Here is a 17176-nt window from a genome sequence, read left to right on the forward strand (position 1 = left end):
TCGTTACGCCGCGCGCACGCCCGCGACGAAAGCGCTGACTTCGTTTTCGAGCGATTGCAGCTTCTGCGTCAACCGGCCGCTCGATTGCAGCACGAGGCCTGCGGCCTGGCCGGTCTCCGCGGTCGCGTCGCTGACGCCGGAGATGTTCTGCGAGACCTGGTCGGTGCCGGAGGCCGCCTCCTGCACGCTGTGGGCGATCGCCTGCGTCGCGGCGCCCTGCTCCTCGACCGCGGCGGCGATCGACGAGGAGATCTCGTTGACCTCCATGATGGTGGCACGGATGCTCTCGATGTTGCCGACGACCTGATTGGTCTCGGCCTGGATCGCGGTGATCTGCGCGCCGATCTCGTCGGTCGCCTTCGCGGTCTGGCTCGCCAGTGACTTCACTTCGCTCGCGACCACCGCAAAGCCCTTGCCGGCCTCGCCCGCCCGCGCCGCCTCGATCGTGGCGTTGAGCGCGAGCAGATTGGTCTGCGAGGCGATCTGGTTGATGAGGTCGATGACCTCGCCGATCTTGTGCGCGGCCGCTGCCAGCCCCTGCACGGTGTCGTTGGTACGCTGACCGTCCGCGGCGGCCTTGTCGGCCACCGTCGCGGCCTGTGCGACGCGCTGGCTGATCTCCGATATCGAGGACGACAGCTGGCCGGCGGCGGAGGCCACCGTCTGCACGTTGCTCGATGCCTGCTGGCACGCGGAAGCGACGAAGCTCGCGCGGTCGGTCGCCTTGTCCGCGGTCTCCGACATGCCCTGCGCGGCCTGCTGCATCGCGCGCGCCTCGTTGAAGACGTCGCGGACGACGGCCTGGACGCTCGCCTCGAACTTGCCGGCGAGATCGGCCATGGCCTTGCGCTTCTCGCCGTCGGCCCGCTGCTTCAGCTCCTGCTGCTCGGCATGCATCCGGCCGACGGCCGACGCATTGTCCTTGAACACGGCGAGCGCCTTGGCGAGCCCGCCGACCTCGTTGTTGCGGTCGGTATAGGGCACCTCGAACGCGCTGTCGCCGGCGGCGAGCCGCTCGGTCAGCGCGGTGATTTTTGCCAGTGGCCGGGTCACGCTGCGCCCGATCAGGAAGGAGGCACCTAGGACCAGGACCAGCACGGCCAGACAGACATAGCCGAACGTCGTCGCGGCCTGGCGGAAGACGGCGTCGACATCGTCGAGATAGATGCCGGTGCCGATGATCCAGCCCCAGGGCGCAAAACCCTTCACATAGGAGATTTTCCCGACCGGCTGGTCGAAGCCGGGCTTCGGCCAGAGGTAGCCGTAGAAGCCCGCGCCCTGCTTCTTGACGACGTCAACGAAGCCCATGAACAGCGCGTTGCCGGCGGGATCCTTCATCCCGGACAGATCCTTGCCGTCGAGCTCCGGCTTGATCGGATGCATGACCATCTTCGGGGCCATGTCGTTGATCCAGAAATACTCGACCTTGTCGTAGCGCAGGCTCTTGATCTCGGCGATCGCGGCGGCCTGGGCCTGCTCGCGCGGGAGTTTTCCGTCGCTCTCGAGCTTCTGATAGTGGGCGAGGATGCCGTAGCCGACATCAACCATCTGCTGCGTCTTGGCCTGGCGATCGGCGACCATCTGCGTGCGCAGGGTCGACAGGGCAATCGGCGCCAGGGCGATCATGCCGAGGAGGCTGATGCCGACAATCAGGACCAGCTTGAAACTGATGCGGGAGAAAATCATCGGAGCTCACGAAATTTGGCGGGACAGACATGCCAGATTATCCCGATCCCCTTAGCAAAGCTTTAAGCATTCGGGTTCCCCAAGCGGCCGCCGAAGCCCGGCGGCCGCGCACGGCTTTCGCACCCTCGCGGCGCCGCGCCCGTCTTCGAATGTAAACCTCTTCAAAACTAGAAGACCTCGATATCGCCCCTGCGAGCGTTGACTTGGAGAGGGCTCCGGCAGAACGATCGATGCAGACAATTAGCGCCAGCTGTGGCGTGAGCGCAGCCAAGGGCCAGAGGTTTCATGCATCAATCGACATCATCAGGGTCTCTCGACCTTCCCGCGCTCAGTGCGGCGGAACGGCTCTTCATCTGGGGATTCCGGGCCAAGGCACGCAGCGGAGGCGCCGTTCCGACTGCAGCGGATATCCAGGAGGTGTACGACCATTTCCGCGTGGGCGATGCCGTGCTCTCGCTGGAATCCATCATCGAGATCTTCGCCTGCACGGCCCATACCGCGATCGAAGTGCACTGCCCGACCTGTCCGCGCATGTCGGACAGCGAGCACGGGATTCTGCAGGCCATCGCCGCGGCCCAACAGGATCGCATCGACATCGTGCGCGAACGGTTCGAGAGCTGGCTGCCGCCGGTCGGCGCCGATTGGGCGCTGGCGCCCGTGCGGGGGCTCGCCACGATCTTCCGCATGGCTGGTCTCATCATGCCCGACCGGCAGGTGCGGTCATTCGACCATGACCGGACCATGGCGATGAAGAGCTGGCTGGTCGGAAGCCCGACATTGCATTGACGAGATCGGTCATGACCCCAGCTATTTGCGCCTCGGTGCCGGATGCCGGGCAATCGCGGCTCTGTCCGCTCCAGGCCGCGCTTGGAGTGGCCCCCTGCGTCGAAAGCTACGATGATTTCTGCCGCGTCGCGCTGTCGCTGTTCCGCTTCATCGGAGCGGCCTATACGACCGGCGCATCCGATTGCTGGGAAGCCGCCTATCGCTTTGCCGACGAGGCGCCTGGCATTGCCGACAGTCCGCTGCTGGTGGCGCGGGCTGCCGCGCTGGTCAGGATCCTGCGCAGCGGCCGGCCGTGCGAACTGTCCTTCATGCCGCCGTCCTGTCGCCGGCTGTCGAAGGACGAGACGGAATTGATGCGATTGCTGGCGGTCGCGCGGCGCAAGCAGCCGGGCGAGCTGGAATCCATCGTCTGCGCCTTTGTCGGCTCGGGCAAGGAAGCTGCGGCAACGCGGGCGGTCAACGCGCTGGCCTTGTGCTGAGGGTTGTTGTTTGCGCATGATCTTTCCGGAAAACCGCTTCACACTTTTCCGGATCATGCGCTAGCCGCCCTTCCTGCCGAGCAGGAGATCGATGGTGTGCGCGGCGATCTTGCGCAATTGCGGCTCGTCGCCGAAGGCACGTTCGAGCACGGCGAGGCCGCGCGTCACGGTGATGATGTGCAACGCCGCGGCCGCGGCATTACCGTTGAACTCGCCGCGCTCGGCACCTGCCGACAACGTGTCCTGAACCAGTGCTGTGATACGCGAAATAAGGCCCGCAAAGACCTGGCGCGCCTCTTCGTCCAACCCCTCGCCTTCCGCGGCGCCGAGCTCCATCAGGCCGCGCGTGGTCGGACATCCGCGCGGGGGCGTGCCCGAGCGGAAGTTGGCGATGGTCAGATCGAAGAAAGCAGTGAGGCGCTTGCGCAGGCTGCCCGTTCCGAGCGCCTTCTGCAGCGCGAGGAGATATTCCCCGGCATAGCGTTCATAGGCCTGCAGGAACAGCGCTTCCTTGCTGCCGAAGGCATTATAGAGGCTGCCGCGCTGGACGCCGGCATCGCGCGCGATGTCTGACAGCGAGGTGCCGAGCACGCCCTTGCGCCAGAACTGGTCGAACGCAATGCGCAGGACATCGTCATGGTCGAATTCGCGCGGCCTCAAGCTGGGCTCCTTTTTGAAGTATTTGACACGACGTCAAGAACATGCTTTCTCGACATCGTGTCAAAAACCAATTGGAATTGATAGCCCGTTTCAACACTGGGCCGAACAGCGGCGTACGTATTCGCTCTGCTGGTCGGGCCCGCATGCAAAGGGACGCGCGATGCCTCTGCTCCACATCTCGATGCGCGCCGGCAAGCCGCAAGCCTACCGGCAGGCGATTCTCGACGGCCTCTACCGCGCCATGCGCGAGGCGCTGAACGTGCCCGTGGACGACGCGTTCATGGCCATCACCGAGCATGAGCCGGCGAATTTCCGCTGCGGCAATGCCTACGGCGTCGAGCGCAGCGACGACGCGGTGCTGATCCAGATCACGGTGTTCGCCTCGCGCACTCCCGAGCAGAGGAAGGCATTGTATCGCCGGATCGCAACCCTTCTCGGCGAAAGCCCGGGTATCCGGCCCGAGGACGTGTTCGTGAACGTGCTCGATGCCCCCAAGGAGAACTGGTCCGTGGGTCACGGGCTGGCGCAATTCGCGTGAGCTGAGCGGACCTGCCGGTGCCCTGCCGATCGAGGATTGAGGCGCCTGATACGCCCTGCGATCGGCGCGGATTGCCCTACTCGCCAGCAACGCACGCATCCATGATGCCGTCGAGCTCGGCTTTCGACAGCACCCCGAGCTCGGCGATGAAGACGATCCGCGTCCGCGGCACCCCCGGCGCGGGCGCATCGCCCGGGGCCAGCGTGGCGCGGCCGGCGGCGAATTGAAACACCATCTGGCGCCCGGGCTGCTCGATGGTCTCGAACAGGCCTTTTGCGCGCGCAAGCTTCGGCGCCAGCTTGCCGATGGCCTGTTGCAGGCGGGGCAGCGAGATCGGCCGGTCCGAGGTCCAGCTCAGCGTCTCGAAGCGCTCCTCTGCCGGTCGTTTCGGGCCCGGATCGCGCGGCGCGGGCGCACGCTCGACGTTCGCGGGGAACAGGAGCGCGGACGGAATCTCGCCATTCCGCGCATCGACCACCACGGCGGGAAGGCGCAAGGCGCGGATGGCCTGACGCATCCGCGCACCCGCGCCCTCGTCCGCCAGATCCAGCTTGGTCAACGCCACGATATCGGCGACGCGCAGTTGCGAGCGCTGGAGGGCATCGTCCAGTGCGGCCGGCGGTGTCGCCGCGTCGATCACGCACAGCACCGTCTCCAGCAGCGCCTCGCGCAGGATCACGGGGTCCATCAGATTGCGGACGATGTCGGCGGGATCGGCAACGCCGCTGGTCTCGATGACGATATGTTCGGGCTTTGGCTCTCGCCGCAGCAGCGTCGAGAGCGTGCGCAGGAGATCGCCTTCGAGCGAGCAGCAGATGCAGCCGTTGGCGAGACTGACCACGCCGTCGCTGGCGCCCGCGATCAGCTCCGCATCGATGTTGATGGCGCCGAAATCGTTGACGATCGCGGCGATCCGCCGCCCCTCCGCATGCGCCAGGAGATGGTTCACGACCGTGGTCTTGCCCGCCCCCAGAAAGCCCGTCACCAGGAGAATGGGGACCGGCACGGGTCAGCCCCCGACGACGGGGCGGCGCACCGGCTTACCCGGACGCGCCGCCAGGTCCAACGCGCCGTCGCTGATCAGCACCTGGCCGCTGACCACGAGATGCCGCACGCCTTCGGACGGACGGTTCATCGCCGTGAAGGTCGCGCGGTCCGACAGCTTCTCGTAGTCGAACACGACGATGTCGGCGTCCGCGCCCTTCGTCAGCCGGCCCTTGGCGCGCATCGCCGGCGTGCTCTGCGACAGGATTTCCGCCGGGATCAGCGCGCATTTGCGCACACCTTCGAGCAGCGACACGGTCTTGCGCTCGCGCACCCATTCGCGGATGAAGCGGGTGAAGCAGCCCGCCGAGCGCGGATGCGAGGTGGCATCATCCGGCAGTGGCCAGGCATCGCCGGTGTAGGTCTTGCCGTCCGACGTCGTCCAGGGCATCGCATCGGACGCGATCGCGCCGCCGGGATACAGCACCGACATGTCGAGCAGGTCGCGGTGATGCGAATTGTTTTCGATGTCGAGGATGTGCCAAAGCACCAGCGAGGACGGCTCTTCGGCCTGCGCCTTCAAGAGCTCCTCGCGGTCGTGGAAGCGATAGCCGTCGGTCACGCGCTGCACGGAATCGTAGCCGGTGCCGTTGCGTTCGACGAATTCGGGGTCGCTGAAGAAGGCGGCGGCCAGCACGGTCGAGCCGGTGCCGTAAGGATAGGCCTCGACGGTGATGGGCAGGCCCTGCGCCTGCGCTTTCGCGATCAGCACGCGGCAACGCTCGACGTCGGTCTTGCTTGACGAGTTGAAATGGCAAATGTGCATGTGCGCGCCGGTGGCGCCGGCATAGCCGATCAGGCGGATATAGGCTTCCACCGCGCTCTCGGGGTCGATGCGCGACATGAAGGCGACGTGAGTGAAGGTCGGCACGTCCTTGGCGGCGGCGAGCTGGCAGACCGCGGTCAGCTCCTGCACGCCGGCGCCCGGCGCGTAGGCATTGAGGATGCCGACGCCGATGCCGCCTTCATCGAGACCGCGCCCGAGACGCTCGAGAATGCCGGCGACCTCCGCATCACTCGCCACGTTGTCCATCCAGCGGCGGTCGCGCATGGCGTTGCCGAACGCCTCCAGCGAGCTCTCCGCATTGGAGCCGGTCATCGCGCCGATGCGCGCAAACGCCCAGTTGGTGGCGGCGCCGTAGTTCAGCACGCGGCCTTTTCTCGTCTGGCGCTCGTACCAGGACCCGACCGGCAGCACGCCGGCCTCGAGATCGAGCGTGGTCGTCACCCCATCGAACGCCTGCATGCGGTCCGCCGGGATCGATTGGCCATGCGCGTGCAGGTCGATGAAGCCGGGGGCGACCACGAGGCCGGTCGCGTCGATCACCCGCTCGGCGCCGCCAAGGCCCGTGCCGACCGCGGCGACCTTGCCGTCCACCACCGCCACGTCGCCGACGGCGTCCATCCCACTCGCGGGATCTACCACCCGGCCGCCAGAGATCACCAAGCCGCTCATATCGTCACTCCCTCCACGTCGAAATCGCATCAAGGCAGATTCCGGAAGCGACGACCACCTCCACTGAAGCCGACGCAGCATGCTCGCACGGAAGGTCATTTGGCAGGCAACCCGCGGACGCGCGCTCGCGTCCTCGCGGCATGTTTTGCCCGAGTGATGCTGCTCTCCTCACCCTCTCGGAAAGAAAGGGCGCAGGGAAGGCCGGGCGCCGGCTGGCACCCGTAAAGACCCCCGTGCTGAACAGATTGCACACGCAATGCACAGGGGAGACACAGGGCAGCCGAAACCAGGCCTTCCCTGCGCGATGGTCTGACGGCCAATATGCCGCGCTCTCCCCGGAGACGAGTTCCTTCTTGCCTCCGTCACCTCCGCGAAATTCAGGCCATCACGTCGGTTGACGCGATGATGCCTTCGCGAAAGGCTTGACCGTAGCAACGACGGCCAGGACCACACGGTTTTGCCGTACGCAGGAGCGCCGTTCGTCTTTGCGGGTCACGCGCGCTCACGAGGTTCTCTCGCCCTGCACGCGCAAGCTCCGCCTTTAACGCCGCCCGCGTCCACCGCAACTCCCAGCCCGCGCTCGAAACGACGTACGACCGCCCCTTTGGTGGGCTGGAATGGCCGACACATACGGCAAATCAGAATTTCGGTAAAGTGGAATATTTTTGTGGAGAGGGGTTGACAGCGGATTGGCGTGTTTCGCTTGATGGGCACCGATCGACGTGTGGCACGCCTCGAATGCATGGTCCCATCTTGAGAAGCAAGCGGCCGCCGAGTAACCTCCGTGGTCTCCGGTCGGCGGCCTGTGGCCGACGAAAACGGGTTCGCAGATGGCAAGGAACTTCCGCCGATTCATCCGGGCGAAATCCTACGGGAAGAATTTCTCGTTCCGCTGAAGTTGACGCCCTACGCGGTCGCGGCGGCTCTGAACGTGCCGCGCACTCGGATCGAGCGCCTTGCGCGCGAAGAAAAGCCCGTCACGGCCGACACTGCGCTGCGGCTCGGAAAGTTCTTCAAGACAGGCGCCGCGTTCTGGATGAACATTCAGACCCGCTTCGACCTCGAAACGGCAGAGGACGTGCTCGCACCTCAGATCAAGAAAATTACGTCCTACGAGGCCGTTTGAGAGTGCGCCATGACTTCGAACCGGCCGCGAAGCTGCTCCGCCGTCTTCTTGCCCCCATTGTCATTCAGTGAGCTAGGCGGGGCGGCGTGAGGTGGGCAAAGTTCCCAAAGGTTCCCAGTGATCGTCCGACGTCCTCAGCAACGCGACTCCCGTCATTCCGTTTCTCGCCGTGCTTTCCTCGGCGGACTTATGTCGGCAGGAAGTGCCCTCGCGCTCGGCGGATGCGCCGGCCTGGGTGCGACCGGCGCGCGCTTCGACGCCTCGTCCCTCTCGGTTGACCCGACAGTGCTTGTCACCACCACGCGCAAGCCCGTCAACGGCGCCCGTGCCAAACCCTGGTTTGGGCCGGAACGCGCGACGGCCATGACGGTCGCGCGGGCCAAGCTTGCGGCGCCGGACGAGAGCCGTCTGTCCCTCGCCTCCGTTGGACTTGGCGATTGGCGCCTTGATCGGGTCGAACCGGTACCGGCCGACGCTGGCGATCTCGCTGCGCAGGCCGGGACAGGAGACGTGCTGATCTATGTGCACGGCTTCAAGCAGACATTCGAGACGGCCGTGCTGGATGGCGCCCATCTCTCCGATGGAATCAAGTTCCGCGGCCGGACCATGGTGTTCTCCTGGCCCTCCAAGGCCGGTCTGTTCGACTATGCCTATGACCGCGACAGCGCGATGTGGTCTCGCGACGATTTCGAACGCGTCCTCTCTGCGCTGGTGTCGGCGCCAAGCGCCGGTCGCGTGCACATCGTTGCCCACAGCATGGGAACCATGCTGACGCTCGAAAGCCTGCGTCAGCTCCATGCGCGATACGGCGACACGGTGACGAGCAAGATCGGCGCGGTCGTGTTTGCCGCGCCTGATATCGACATGGACGTGTTCTCGTCGGCGATCCAGCGCATCGGTCCGCTGGCCGGCAAGATCACCGTGATCGCCGCGACGAACGACCGCGCACTCGCGCTATCCGGACAGATCGCAGGTGGAATGACCAGGGTCGGCGCCGCCGAAAAGGCCGTCATCGCGCGGCTCGGCGTGCGCGTGGTCGATGCCTCCCAGGAAGGCTGGGGCATCATCAACCACGACCTGTTCCTGTCGAATTCGGAGGTGCAGAAGGTGATCCGCCGCTCGATCGACGGCACGACGGCGTGAGAGAGTGGCTATGCCAGTCTACGCGATCAAACGCTGCACCAATGCGGACTCGCTCGAATAGGTCAGGAGCGCCTCGTGAGTCGCCCGGGTCACCCCGACATATGTCAGTCGGACGCATTCCTCGACGGTCTCGCCATGGCGGCCGAGCAAGCCCAGGCCGGCAATGGCGACGCAGGGAAACTCCAGCCCCTTGGCGGAGTGCATGCTTAAAAACCGCACGGCCACCCGCTTGACCGAAACCCTGTTGCGATTGTCCTTGGCCATATCGATCGGCACGTCATGCGTGGCGAGTATCTGCGCGACCCGCCCGCCGATCCAGTGCTCCGGGTAGAGACACCCCATCTGCGACCACTCGTACCCGGCCTTTTTCCGGTCGAGAAACCATTCGGCGACACAGTGGGCTTCTGCGTCCACGCTCACGCACCGCCGAACGTCCGGCTCCAGTCCTTGCCGGCCGGCATCTTCGGGCAACAGGATGGCGTGCTCGTCGTCAGCTGTGATGCCGGGGGCGCCAATGACGTCTGCAGCAAAGCGTCTCGCGAAGGCGACGATTTGCGCCGTGTTGCGGTAGTTGACCTTCAACACGGTCGTTCTGCCCTTGGCTTCGATTCCGAGCTGACTCCAAACCGGGCGTTCACGTCCTTTGTAGATGGCCTGGATGTCGTCGTAGACGACCATCAGCGCCTTGGTGCGCGGGTTCACCATCTTGGCCGCAAGCGCGAGCCATTGCGGCTCGAAGTCGTGGGCCTCGTCGATGAGGACAGCGTCGTACTGCTCCATCGGGATGTGGCCTTGATCTACGGCCTTCACGACCTCTGCTACGCTCGCAGCCAGTCGCTTTGCGTAGTCAGGATAGTCTCGCTCGGATGGGGCGGAAATCCCGTAAGTCCGCAGCATCCGGTAACACCAGGAATGAAACGTGAGGACCTGAACGCGGTTCTCCACGCCCCTGCTCTGCATGGCATCCTCAAGTCGCCCGGCGATGCCATTGGCGTAACACAGGATAAGCACCGGCTTTGCCGCCGCACGGGCCAGATACTCGGCTCGAAAGGCCAGGATCAGGGTCTTGCCCGATCCGGCGACGCCGCGAATGATTCGGTGCCCCTCTCCCAGACTTCGCGCGAACTGCTCTTGATGCATATCCATGACCGCAAGCGTCCGGTCCGAGGGATCGACCCCAGTCGCATCGTCGAGAGGCAGCGCAATCTGTCGGATGCGGATCTCGGGGAAGAGCAGTGCGCGCAGTCGGTCGAACTGCGGCAGCGATAGAGGGTCTCCGAGACGGGGATAGACCATGCGCCACAATCTGGACCGGAATTCCTCGGGATCCGCGCCCTCCGTCATTTCATCCTTGAACACACAGAGATGCTCGGTGAAGACATCCTTGAGATTGGTCTGATCGAACTGCTTGCGCGTGATATTCGTGAACACGGCCCCGAAGCCGAACGGAAGAAGGGATCGGCCCATGTAGCGATGACCGGGCGGAAACAGCAATTGCCCGTCGCGCTCCAAGGTGCGCACGACCTCGAACGTATATTTGCGAGCCTGCTCGAGGGGATTGGTCTCCCGCACGACGCCACGACTTGTCAGCAGCTCCACCTTTGTCTTATCGGCCGAGACGATCGTCTCCAGGCGCCAGTCCTTCACCTCGAGCACGAGCAGACCGTTCGCGGGATGAACGATGATGAAATCCGGATGGCGGTTGAGTGGGCCAACAGGGAGGTTGTGCCAAACGACGGCGTTCTCTTCGAGGAAGTCCTTGAGCCGTTCCGCGAGTCGTAGCTCTCCACGGCTGTCGAAGCGCGCGAAGCCCAGACTGGGGATCAGGATTCCCATGCTGCGACCGCGAGGTTGATTTGAGCATCCGGCGTGACGATGGGAGCGGAAGTTCGCGAAGCGCGCTGCATATGACCCGAAGTCGCCATTGCGGACCATCCTGTGAGGCTACGTGCATAGCCGAACGGCTCTCCAGGCTCACATGGTTGCCTAGAGTGTGCAGGTTTTCAATGGCTTAGGATTTGTCCGGCGCGCCGCTCAGGAAATCGCGAACTCTTATGTAATTGAAATTACTATACAACTTCAGCGAGACCTTGTGCCCAAACGGAGCGCAGCAAGAGCCGGTTAGGTTAGAAAGAGAAAGCGCATTGGGGCATCCGCATACTCTCCGCCGCTGGATAGTACGATTATCCCGACTATCTGATGATGAATTGCAGCTTGCGGATGGAAGACCTATGTTGGGTCTCTAGTCAGGCAGCCGCCCATCGTATGGCGAGAGTCTGCAGGGTCGACCTCACGGTGGATGGTTTGCATTCCGCATCGGAGGTGATGCCATGGCCATTGCTCCCACGCTCCAGAAATACCTCGCCGCTGAGAACATCCAGTACGAGGTGATCCCGCACGAACTCAGCATGACATCCGCTCGAACGGCCGAGGCCTGCCATATCTCGGGCGACCGCCTCGCTAAGGGCATCGTGTTGCGGCGCGACGGCGGATACATGCTGGCCATCTTGCCCGCATCGCATCACCTCCGCCTGTCGGACCTGAGGACAAGCCTCGGCGACAATGTCCACATGGCCAATGAAACCGAGGTCAATCGGCTGTTCAGCGACTGTGCACACGGTGCGGTTCCCGCCGTCGGCAAATGCTACGGATTGGAAATGATCGTCGAGGACAGCATCGAGGCACAGCCAGACATCTATATGGAAGCCGGCGATCATGAGACGCTGCTCCATATGGGTCACGCGCAGTTTGCGCGCCTGACGGCCAACGCACCGCATGGGCGCTTCAGCGCGCATGACTGAGGTTTTGTAGACCGCCGATTGCCGTTGCGATCTTGGGCGGGAACTCCGGCCGCGAGGTCGCCGTCATACTGTTCCGCAGGGTGGCGGCGAGAGGGTCTGCGCTTGTCTGGTCGGAGTTCGGAAGATTGGGGGTGCCGTTACATTGCATCAACGCACTTGAAACCCACCAACGGAGGCTCGCCATGAAAGTCAAAGACGTGATGCACAAGGGTGTCGATTGGGTCAGCCCCAACACCCCAATCACCGAGCTTGCCAAACTGATGCGGGCGCATGACATCGGCTGCATTCCGATTGGCGAGGATGACAAGCTGGTCGGGATGGTGACCGACCGCGATATCGTCTGCAAAGGGCTCGCGAGCCACGGCTTCGATGCCGGCCGCGCGACGGCGCGCGACGTGATGACCGAGGGCATCCATTGCTGCCGCGAGGACGATGACCTCGCCAAGGCGATGCATCACATGGAGAAGCTGCAGGTCCGCAGGCTGCCGGTGATCAACAAGAGCAAGCGGATGGTCGGCATCATCAGCCTGGGCGACGTCGGCCATTCCGCGTCCGGCGATATGCTCACCGAGACCGTCAGGAGCGTTTCGGCGCATCACTGAACTTGCGGCCAGGACTTACGGCCAAGGCTTGCGGCCAAGGCTTGCGACCGAGGCTCTTCTCGCGATCGCCGCTCAAACGGTCATTGAGGGGAGCCCGAGCCACGCGCTCGTCATGCAACCATCGCGCGGCACAGAAGCGACGGCGCGATGTGGTTTACTTTGCGCCGGAGTGAATGTCAGGGCGGGTTCGCTCGATCGCTTCATCAGCATCAGCGTCGACGCTGCGGCGCGAACCTATGACCAAGCGAGATCACGCGGCCGGACGGGGCCGCCATCGGATGGGGTCGCAGCAAAAAGTCGAGGAATATCGCGGATTTGGCGCTCCCTAGGAGCCTCTGGTTTGATATCCGCCGATGAAGATAATGCCGATTTTCCTTCACAACTTCAACAATTTATTGCCGGTCAAGATTTCGAATGTTGTGAAGAATTTTCCCGAATGTAGGACGACATGTTGGACGTTTTTGTTGGACGTTTTGGATGGTGGACGAGCGGCCTGCATCGCCACGAACGGTACCTTGATTAACGGCCGAACCAACTTGCCGACTTCTACCTCGACAGCCTTCTGCCCGGGGCCTCCGAGCGTCGGCGTATGCGATAGACGGATGCCGGCGGCAGATTGATCGCCGTGCGCCCGACGAGGCTTGCTTTCAACCCGAGACGGTCCAGGATTGGACGCGGCACGGGGCAGCGCGGCCCGTAGGTGAATTGATAGAACGTGCCGCCCTCGCCCATAACCGGTCTCGTACCTGGTCGCGCTTTCCGAAATCGCACTGACGAACGCAAATGACCCGTTCGGCATGTGCATCGGAACGGTGATGCCGTAGTGCAGATTCTTGTCGTTCAGGTGGTCCACGCAGGCCCGCTCGCCGGCGCTCAGGCGTTCGTGGGCCTGCACGTCGACCCACCTGAGGGGCAAAGTCGTCGTGAAGCAGAACCGGTAGTAGGGGTCGCAAAGATGGCTCCAGTGCCGATCCCATCGACTTGGAAAGGCTCGCGTCTTCACGATGGGTGACGCGAAGCTGCCGTCTTGCGCTCTCGGCGTGCTGGCCATGCCATAGGCGAAGGAGGAAAAACCCAGGCCCGACAGGGTTTGATGCAACGCATCCAGGGCGGACTCGAGGTCACCCGCCCGTTCGAGGTCGGCCGCGAAGCTACCCATTAGAGCTTCGCGGTCGGCGGTGGAAAATGCGTGAGCTGCTGGGAGAGACATCAGGGTCCATCTCTCATCATGGTTCCTAATGGTCCCCCTGCGGCTCGCACGTGTCAAGCCGCGCTAGGCGGCCAGCTTCGGTCGCCGAAGCTGCCAGGGGTGCGTCGCGCCTTCGAATGCGGAGGCGATGCGGAACACCCTCAGGTCGTCATAGGCTGGACCGACAATCTGCATCCCGGTGGGCACGCTTGTTTCAGCATCGAAACCGGTGGGCACGGACATCACGGGGAGCGTGCCGACCAGGTTAAAGGGATACGTCATGAACCAGCCGATAAACGGGTTCACCGACTTACCGTTGATGGTGAGCGGCTCTTCGCTGCTTCGCCCTGCGACGATCTTCGTCGTTGCCGTCGTCGGGCAGATCAGCGCGTCGTGGGTCTCGAAGATTTTCGTCATCGATGCGTACATCTTCTGCCGCACGGTATTGAGGTTGTAGAACTTCGTGACGTCGTGCTTCTTGCCCTCTTCAAGGATCTTGATGACATACGGGTCCACGTCGTTGCGGGACTTGGTCAGAAGACTGCCCGCCAGCGCGTAGAACACGCCTTGCCACCGGGTGTTCCACGTCTCTTCGATTTCCTTGGTCCAGCCGATGTCGACTTCATCGACCACGGCGCCGAGGGAACGCAGGACCGACACAGCATTGCGTGTGTTCTTCTCGACCTCGGGGTCGACCGCGAAATAGCCGAGGTCCATCGACAGCGCGATCCTCATGCCGGCGATGCCGTCGAAGGTCGGCGGAATGACCACCTTGTCCCGCAGGGACGACATGTCGGCCGGATGCTGGCCGGACGTGACGTTCTGCATCAGCCCACAATCAACGACGCTGCGGGCCAGCCCGCCATAATGGATCAGCCATTCATTCGGGTGCTCGCGGTCGTCGGGGTTGCGTCCCCATGGCGGCTTGTAGCCGAACACGCCGTTCATCGCAGCCGGGATGCGAATGGACCCGCCACCATCCGTGCCGTCCTGCAAGGTCGTGTAGCCGGCGGCCAGGGCCGCGCCGCCTCCGCCCGTCGAGCCGCCGGGGGTATAGGCAGGGTTCCACGGGTTGTGCGTGACGCCCCAAAGCAGGGACGCCGTTACGCCTGAATGCGCGAACTCCGGTGTCGTCGTGCGGCAATGCATGATCGCCCCGGCGGCGAGAAGGCGCTCCACAGTCGGCGCGGATTGGTCCGGAACGAAATCCTTGTAGAGCCGCGAGCCGTAGGTGGTGATCTTGCCCTTGACGGAGTGATAGTCCTTGATGGAACACGTGATGCCTTCCAGCGGGCGGACTGGTTCGCCGCGCGCGTACTTTCCCTCCGCAATCCGTGCCTGTTCCAGCGCCTCGTCGAAATAGGTGTACGTCGTTGCCTTGAGCGTCGGCTCCCATGCTTCGACCTGTTTGATCTGCGCCCGCAACAGTTCGACCGGCGATAGCGTCTTGGCCTTGAATCTCGCGAGCGCCTCGCCGGCCGTCAGGTAGGCAATGCCGTCGACATCGACCTTTTCGGACGGCCCGGCGGCGGCCGCGCTCGACGCTGCTGGCAGGACCGACCCCGCGACGCTTGCAAGGGCGATGCCCAGGAGACGGCGGCGCTCCAGGTTCGGCTGGCCTTCAAAACTCTCGTAGGGGGCTTGGCTCATGATGTCTCGTCTCCCGTTGGTGGAGCTGGTGAGCGACCGGACAGCTTGCACCAATTCGACGCCGCGCGATTTCAAGTCGCAATTCCCCTAAAGGGTGAATCGATGAGGACGAGACGGAAATAGTGCTGCGTCGTCACACAAAGCAACGAAGCTGCGTTACGCGAGCGGGCATTTTGCGGTCGAAACTCGAACTCGCGCGCCGCTGCTGGTGTCGTGGTGCAAGGCTCGTGACCCGATGCCGTATCGATCTACGGCGAGGAGCATACCATGTCAGCAATCACCGCAAAGGCAGCGCGAGTACAAGCAGCGCCTGAGGGCCAGTGGGCGCTGCAGTCTGTATAACCTACTGCCCTGCTCACATTGGCTGTTGCATAATTTTTCTTGATCTCCCGGTGCACACGCGGCCTGCTAACCAATTGAAAACCCGCCAGTCCGTCATAGGGCAGACCCACGCCACTGCGGACGATCGCGACCAGTCGCGCGATGCGCGCCCAATGCACTGACCGCATTAGTTTCGCGCCAGAAACGGCAAGAACGGAACGCAACGAACGCGGTCGAAATCCAACAAAAACGCAGGAAAATCAACCAACCCGAACATTTCTCGCCGCTCATGACATTCTGGTTGCAGGCTCATGCAACTGATGGCGCAGCGTGTTCCTGACGGCGGCGCGCGCAGAATAAGACTCACTGCACCATTTTCATCTTCTGAGAATTTGTCCGTTTTGTTCCCTATCATATCCAATTCCACGATCGGCGCATAAGCGTCCTGCTTTCGCTTACCAACGCGCAGCATCTTGCCGGGATGAAGCGCGCAGGGACGAGAGAAATTCATAGTCGTGGACCACGGTTCGCAGCCTCGGCGCAAATCGATCCTGCTCTGATCAAGTTTGTTGAAGCACTTGCAATTGCCGACGCAAGACGCGATCATCTCTTCGATAGCGAGCGCCTGATGAAGAATCATCTCGATGCCGCTGGCGACAAGCGCATCAGCAGTGGTATTCGAGATGAAACCCGCAGCGATCTATGCTCGGTTCTCGACCGAGCTTCAAAACGAAAAATCGACTGAAGACCAGATTGCCCTTTGCCGCGCTTATGCGGCTCGTCATCAACTCGATGTCGTGGGTACCTTTGAAGACAAGGCGCGTTCTGGAGCCTCGGTATTCGGCCGCGATGGTTTGATGCAGCTTATGGACGCTGCGCGCCAGAATCGTTTCACAGTTGTGATCGTAGAGGCATTGGACCGTCTGTCACGCGACATGGAGGATCTAGCCGGCATTCACAAAAGGTTGTCTTTCCAGGGGATCGAGATCCAGGCTGTCCACGATGGCACTGCGGATTCGATCTTGATTGGGATCCGCGGCCTCGTCGGACAGATGCAGCGCGAGGACGGTGCGAAGAAGGTCCGCCGCGGCATGGCCGGCGTGATACGCGATGGCCGACATGCTGGAGGGCGTGCCTACGGATATCGAGCGCTACCCGGCAAACCCGGCGAGCTCGAGATCGTCGAAGATGAAGCTACGATCGTCCGACGGATTTTTACAGAATACGCAGCGGGACGGCCCCCCGAGAGATCGCGCAGGATCTCAATCGGGAAAATATCCATCCACCGCGAGGTCGGCGATGGAATGCGTCGACGATCAACGGCAACGCCAAGCGCGGGACGGGGCTCATCTTCAAGGAGCTCTATGCTGGCCGCATAGTCTGGAACAAGGTCCGGATGGTGAAGGATCCCGATACAGGTAAACGATTGTCTCGCCCGAATCCTCGTGAGGAGTGGCAGAGCATTAATGTGCCCCAACTGCGGATCGTCGAACAATCCGTTTGGGAGCAGGCGCACGCTTTGAAAACTGAGAAGGGTCATTTGGCCAGCCACATGAAGCGACGGGCGCCGCATCTCCTGTCTGGTCTTCTCCGGTGCAGTTGTTGCGGATCTGGCATGTCAGTTCACGACCGCGACAAGACCGGAAAGACCAGGATTCGTTGCTCAGCTGTGCGCGAGAGTGGCAGTTGTTCGAA

General features: G+C 63.0%; 15 protein-coding genes and 3 pseudogenes. 9 read left to right on the forward strand and 9 right to left on the reverse strand.

Annotation, left to right across the window (positions count from 1 at the left end; genetic code table 11):
- Positions 1-3: 3 nt before the first annotated feature.
- Positions 4-1686, reverse strand: coding sequence for a methyl-accepting chemotaxis protein (locus RAD04_RS08045; protein ID WP_461623336.1), 1683 nt, complete (start codon positions 1684-1686; stop codon positions 4-6).
- 285 nt (positions 1687-1971) lie between these two features.
- Here RAD04_RS08045 and RAD04_RS08050 point away from each other — a divergent pair, with 285 nt between their 5' ends.
- The gene (locus tag RAD04_RS08050; protein WP_461623337.1) at positions 1972-2472 is read left to right on the forward strand and encodes a hypothetical protein; all 501 of its coding nucleotides are present in this window, start codon (positions 1972-1974) and stop codon (positions 2470-2472) included.
- A gap of 11 nt (positions 2473-2483) precedes the next feature.
- Positions 2484-2951, forward strand: a complete 468-nt coding sequence (locus RAD04_RS08055) for a hypothetical protein (protein WP_461623338.1) — start codon at positions 2484-2486, stop codon at positions 2949-2951.
- A 60-nt stretch (positions 2952-3011) separates the two neighbouring features.
- On the opposite strand, the gene RAD04_RS08060 is transcribed toward RAD04_RS08055, so the two are convergent.
- Complete coding sequence (locus RAD04_RS08060; protein WP_461623339.1) at positions 3012-3611, reverse strand: TetR/AcrR family transcriptional regulator; 600 nt, start codon at positions 3609-3611, stop codon at positions 3012-3014.
- 160 nt (positions 3612-3771) lie between these two features.
- Between RAD04_RS08060 and RAD04_RS08065 the strand changes: the two genes are divergently transcribed.
- Positions 3772-4149 carry a tautomerase family protein gene (locus tag RAD04_RS08065; RefSeq protein WP_461623340.1) on the forward strand — a complete coding sequence of 126 codons (378 nt, stop codon included), beginning with the start codon at positions 3772-3774 and terminating at the stop codon, positions 4147-4149.
- A gap of 76 nt (positions 4150-4225) precedes the next feature.
- Here RAD04_RS08065 and RAD04_RS08070 read toward each other — a convergent pair whose 3' ends face one another.
- Entirely contained in the window at positions 4226-5155 is a 930-nt protein-coding gene (locus tag RAD04_RS08070; RefSeq protein ID WP_461623341.1) for a CobW family GTP-binding protein, read from the reverse strand.
- A 3-nt stretch (positions 5156-5158) separates the two neighbouring features.
- Positions 5159-6649: an amidohydrolase family protein gene (locus RAD04_RS08075; RefSeq protein WP_461623342.1), complete on the reverse strand. Its 1491-nt coding sequence runs from the start codon at positions 6647-6649 to the stop codon at positions 5159-5161.
- 805 nt (positions 6650-7454) lie between these two features.
- On the opposite strand from RAD04_RS08075, the gene RAD04_RS08080 reads away from it, so the two are divergent.
- Both RAD04_RS08080 and RAD04_RS08085 read left to right on the forward strand, forming a co-directional pair.
- The gene (locus RAD04_RS08080) at positions 7455-7775 is read left to right on the forward strand and encodes a HigA family addiction module antitoxin (protein WP_461623343.1); all 321 of its coding nucleotides are present in this window, start codon (positions 7455-7457) and stop codon (positions 7773-7775) included.
- A 189-nt stretch (positions 7776-7964) separates the two neighbouring features.
- Positions 7965-8918: an alpha/beta hydrolase gene (locus RAD04_RS08085; protein WP_461623344.1), complete on the forward strand. Its 954-nt coding sequence runs from the start codon at positions 7965-7967 to the stop codon at positions 8916-8918.
- Positions 8919-8936: 18 nt separating this feature from the next.
- Here RAD04_RS08085 and RAD04_RS08090 read toward each other — a convergent pair whose 3' ends face one another.
- Positions 8937-10754 (reverse strand): DEAD/DEAH box helicase, encoded by a 1818-nt coding sequence (locus RAD04_RS08090; protein WP_461623345.1) that lies wholly within the window; start codon positions 10752-10754, stop codon positions 8937-8939.
- A 494-nt stretch (positions 10755-11248) separates the two neighbouring features.
- Between RAD04_RS08090 and RAD04_RS08095 the strand changes: the two genes are divergently transcribed.
- Positions 11249-11719: an aminoacyl-tRNA deacylase gene (locus tag RAD04_RS08095; protein ID WP_461623346.1), complete on the forward strand. Its 471-nt coding sequence runs from the start codon at positions 11249-11251 to the stop codon at positions 11717-11719.
- A gap of 182 nt (positions 11720-11901) precedes the next feature.
- The gene (locus RAD04_RS08100; RefSeq protein WP_461623347.1) at positions 11902-12321 is read left to right on the forward strand and encodes a CBS domain-containing protein; all 420 of its coding nucleotides are present in this window, start codon (positions 11902-11904) and stop codon (positions 12319-12321) included.
- 546 nt (positions 12322-12867) lie between these two features.
- Here RAD04_RS08100 and RAD04_RS08105 read toward each other — a convergent pair.
- The 4 genes and pseudogenes from RAD04_RS08105 to RAD04_RS08120 form a co-directional block, all read right to left on the reverse strand.
- Positions 12868-13053 (reverse strand): annotated as a pseudogene (locus RAD04_RS08105) (SAM-dependent methyltransferase); the annotation flags it as partial.
- Between the two features lie 19 nt (positions 13054-13072).
- Positions 13073-13531 (reverse strand): annotated as a pseudogene (locus tag RAD04_RS08110) (autoinducer binding domain-containing protein); the annotation flags it as partial.
- A gap of 63 nt (positions 13532-13594) precedes the next feature.
- The gene (locus RAD04_RS08115; protein WP_461623348.1) at positions 13595-15160 is read right to left on the reverse strand and encodes an amidase; all 1566 of its coding nucleotides are present in this window, start codon (positions 15158-15160) and stop codon (positions 13595-13597) included.
- Between the two features lie 508 nt (positions 15161-15668).
- The gene (locus RAD04_RS08120; RefSeq protein WP_461623349.1) at positions 15669-16121 is read right to left on the reverse strand and encodes a hypothetical protein; all 453 of its coding nucleotides are present in this window, start codon (positions 16119-16121) and stop codon (positions 15669-15671) included.
- Between the two features lie 4 nt (positions 16122-16125).
- Between RAD04_RS08120 and RAD04_RS08125 the strand changes: the two genes are divergently transcribed.
- The gene (locus RAD04_RS08125; RefSeq protein ID WP_461623350.1) at positions 16126-16860 is read left to right on the forward strand and encodes a recombinase family protein; all 735 of its coding nucleotides are present in this window, start codon (positions 16126-16128) and stop codon (positions 16858-16860) included.
- Positions 16758-17159: pseudogene (locus RAD04_RS08130) on the forward strand (recombinase family protein); the annotation flags it as partial. The gene RAD04_RS08125 and the pseudogene RAD04_RS08130, both read left to right, overlap by 103 nt.
- Between the last annotated feature and the right edge of the window lie 17 nt (positions 17160-17176).

This window comes from Bradyrhizobium sp. 25ACV (assembly GCF_054863005.1).

Excerpts from the sequence above, each read along its gene's own strand:
- RAD04_RS08120 (WP_461623349.1), bottom strand. The coding sequence starts at position 16,121 with ATGATTCTTCATCAGGCGCTCGCTATCGAAGAGATGATCGCGTCTTGC.
- RAD04_RS08090 (WP_461623345.1), bottom strand. The coding sequence starts at position 10,754 with ATGGGAATCCTGATCCCCAGTCTGGGCTTCGCGCGCTTCGACAGCCGT.
- RAD04_RS08100 (WP_461623347.1), top strand. The coding sequence starts at position 11,902 with ATGAAAGTCAAAGACGTGATGCACAAGGGTGTCGATTGGGTCAGCCCC.
- RAD04_RS08065 (WP_461623340.1), top strand. The coding sequence starts at position 3,772 with ATGCCTCTGCTCCACATCTCGATGCGCGCCGGCAAGCCGCAAGCCTAC.
- RAD04_RS08095 (WP_461623346.1), top strand. The coding sequence starts at position 11,249 with ATGGCCATTGCTCCCACGCTCCAGAAATACCTCGCCGCTGAGAACATC.
- RAD04_RS08045 (WP_461623336.1), bottom strand. The coding sequence starts at position 1,686 with ATGATTTTCTCCCGCATCAGTTTCAAGCTGGTCCTGATTGTCGGCATC.
- RAD04_RS08055 (WP_461623338.1), top strand. The coding sequence starts at position 2,484 with ATGACCCCAGCTATTTGCGCCTCGGTGCCGGATGCCGGGCAATCGCGG.
- RAD04_RS08115 (WP_461623348.1), bottom strand. The coding sequence starts at position 15,160 with ATGAGCCAAGCCCCCTACGAGAGTTTTGAAGGCCAGCCGAACCTGGAG.
- RAD04_RS08075 (WP_461623342.1), bottom strand. The coding sequence starts at position 6,649 with ATGAGCGGCTTGGTGATCTCTGGCGGCCGGGTGGTAGATCCCGCGAGT.
- RAD04_RS08085 (WP_461623344.1), top strand. The coding sequence starts at position 7,965 with ATGTCGGCAGGAAGTGCCCTCGCGCTCGGCGGATGCGCCGGCCTGGGT.
- RAD04_RS08050 (WP_461623337.1), top strand. The coding sequence starts at position 1,972 with ATGCATCAATCGACATCATCAGGGTCTCTCGACCTTCCCGCGCTCAGT.
- RAD04_RS08125 (WP_461623350.1), top strand. The coding sequence starts at position 16,126 with ATGCCGCTGGCGACAAGCGCATCAGCAGTGGTATTCGAGATGAAACCC.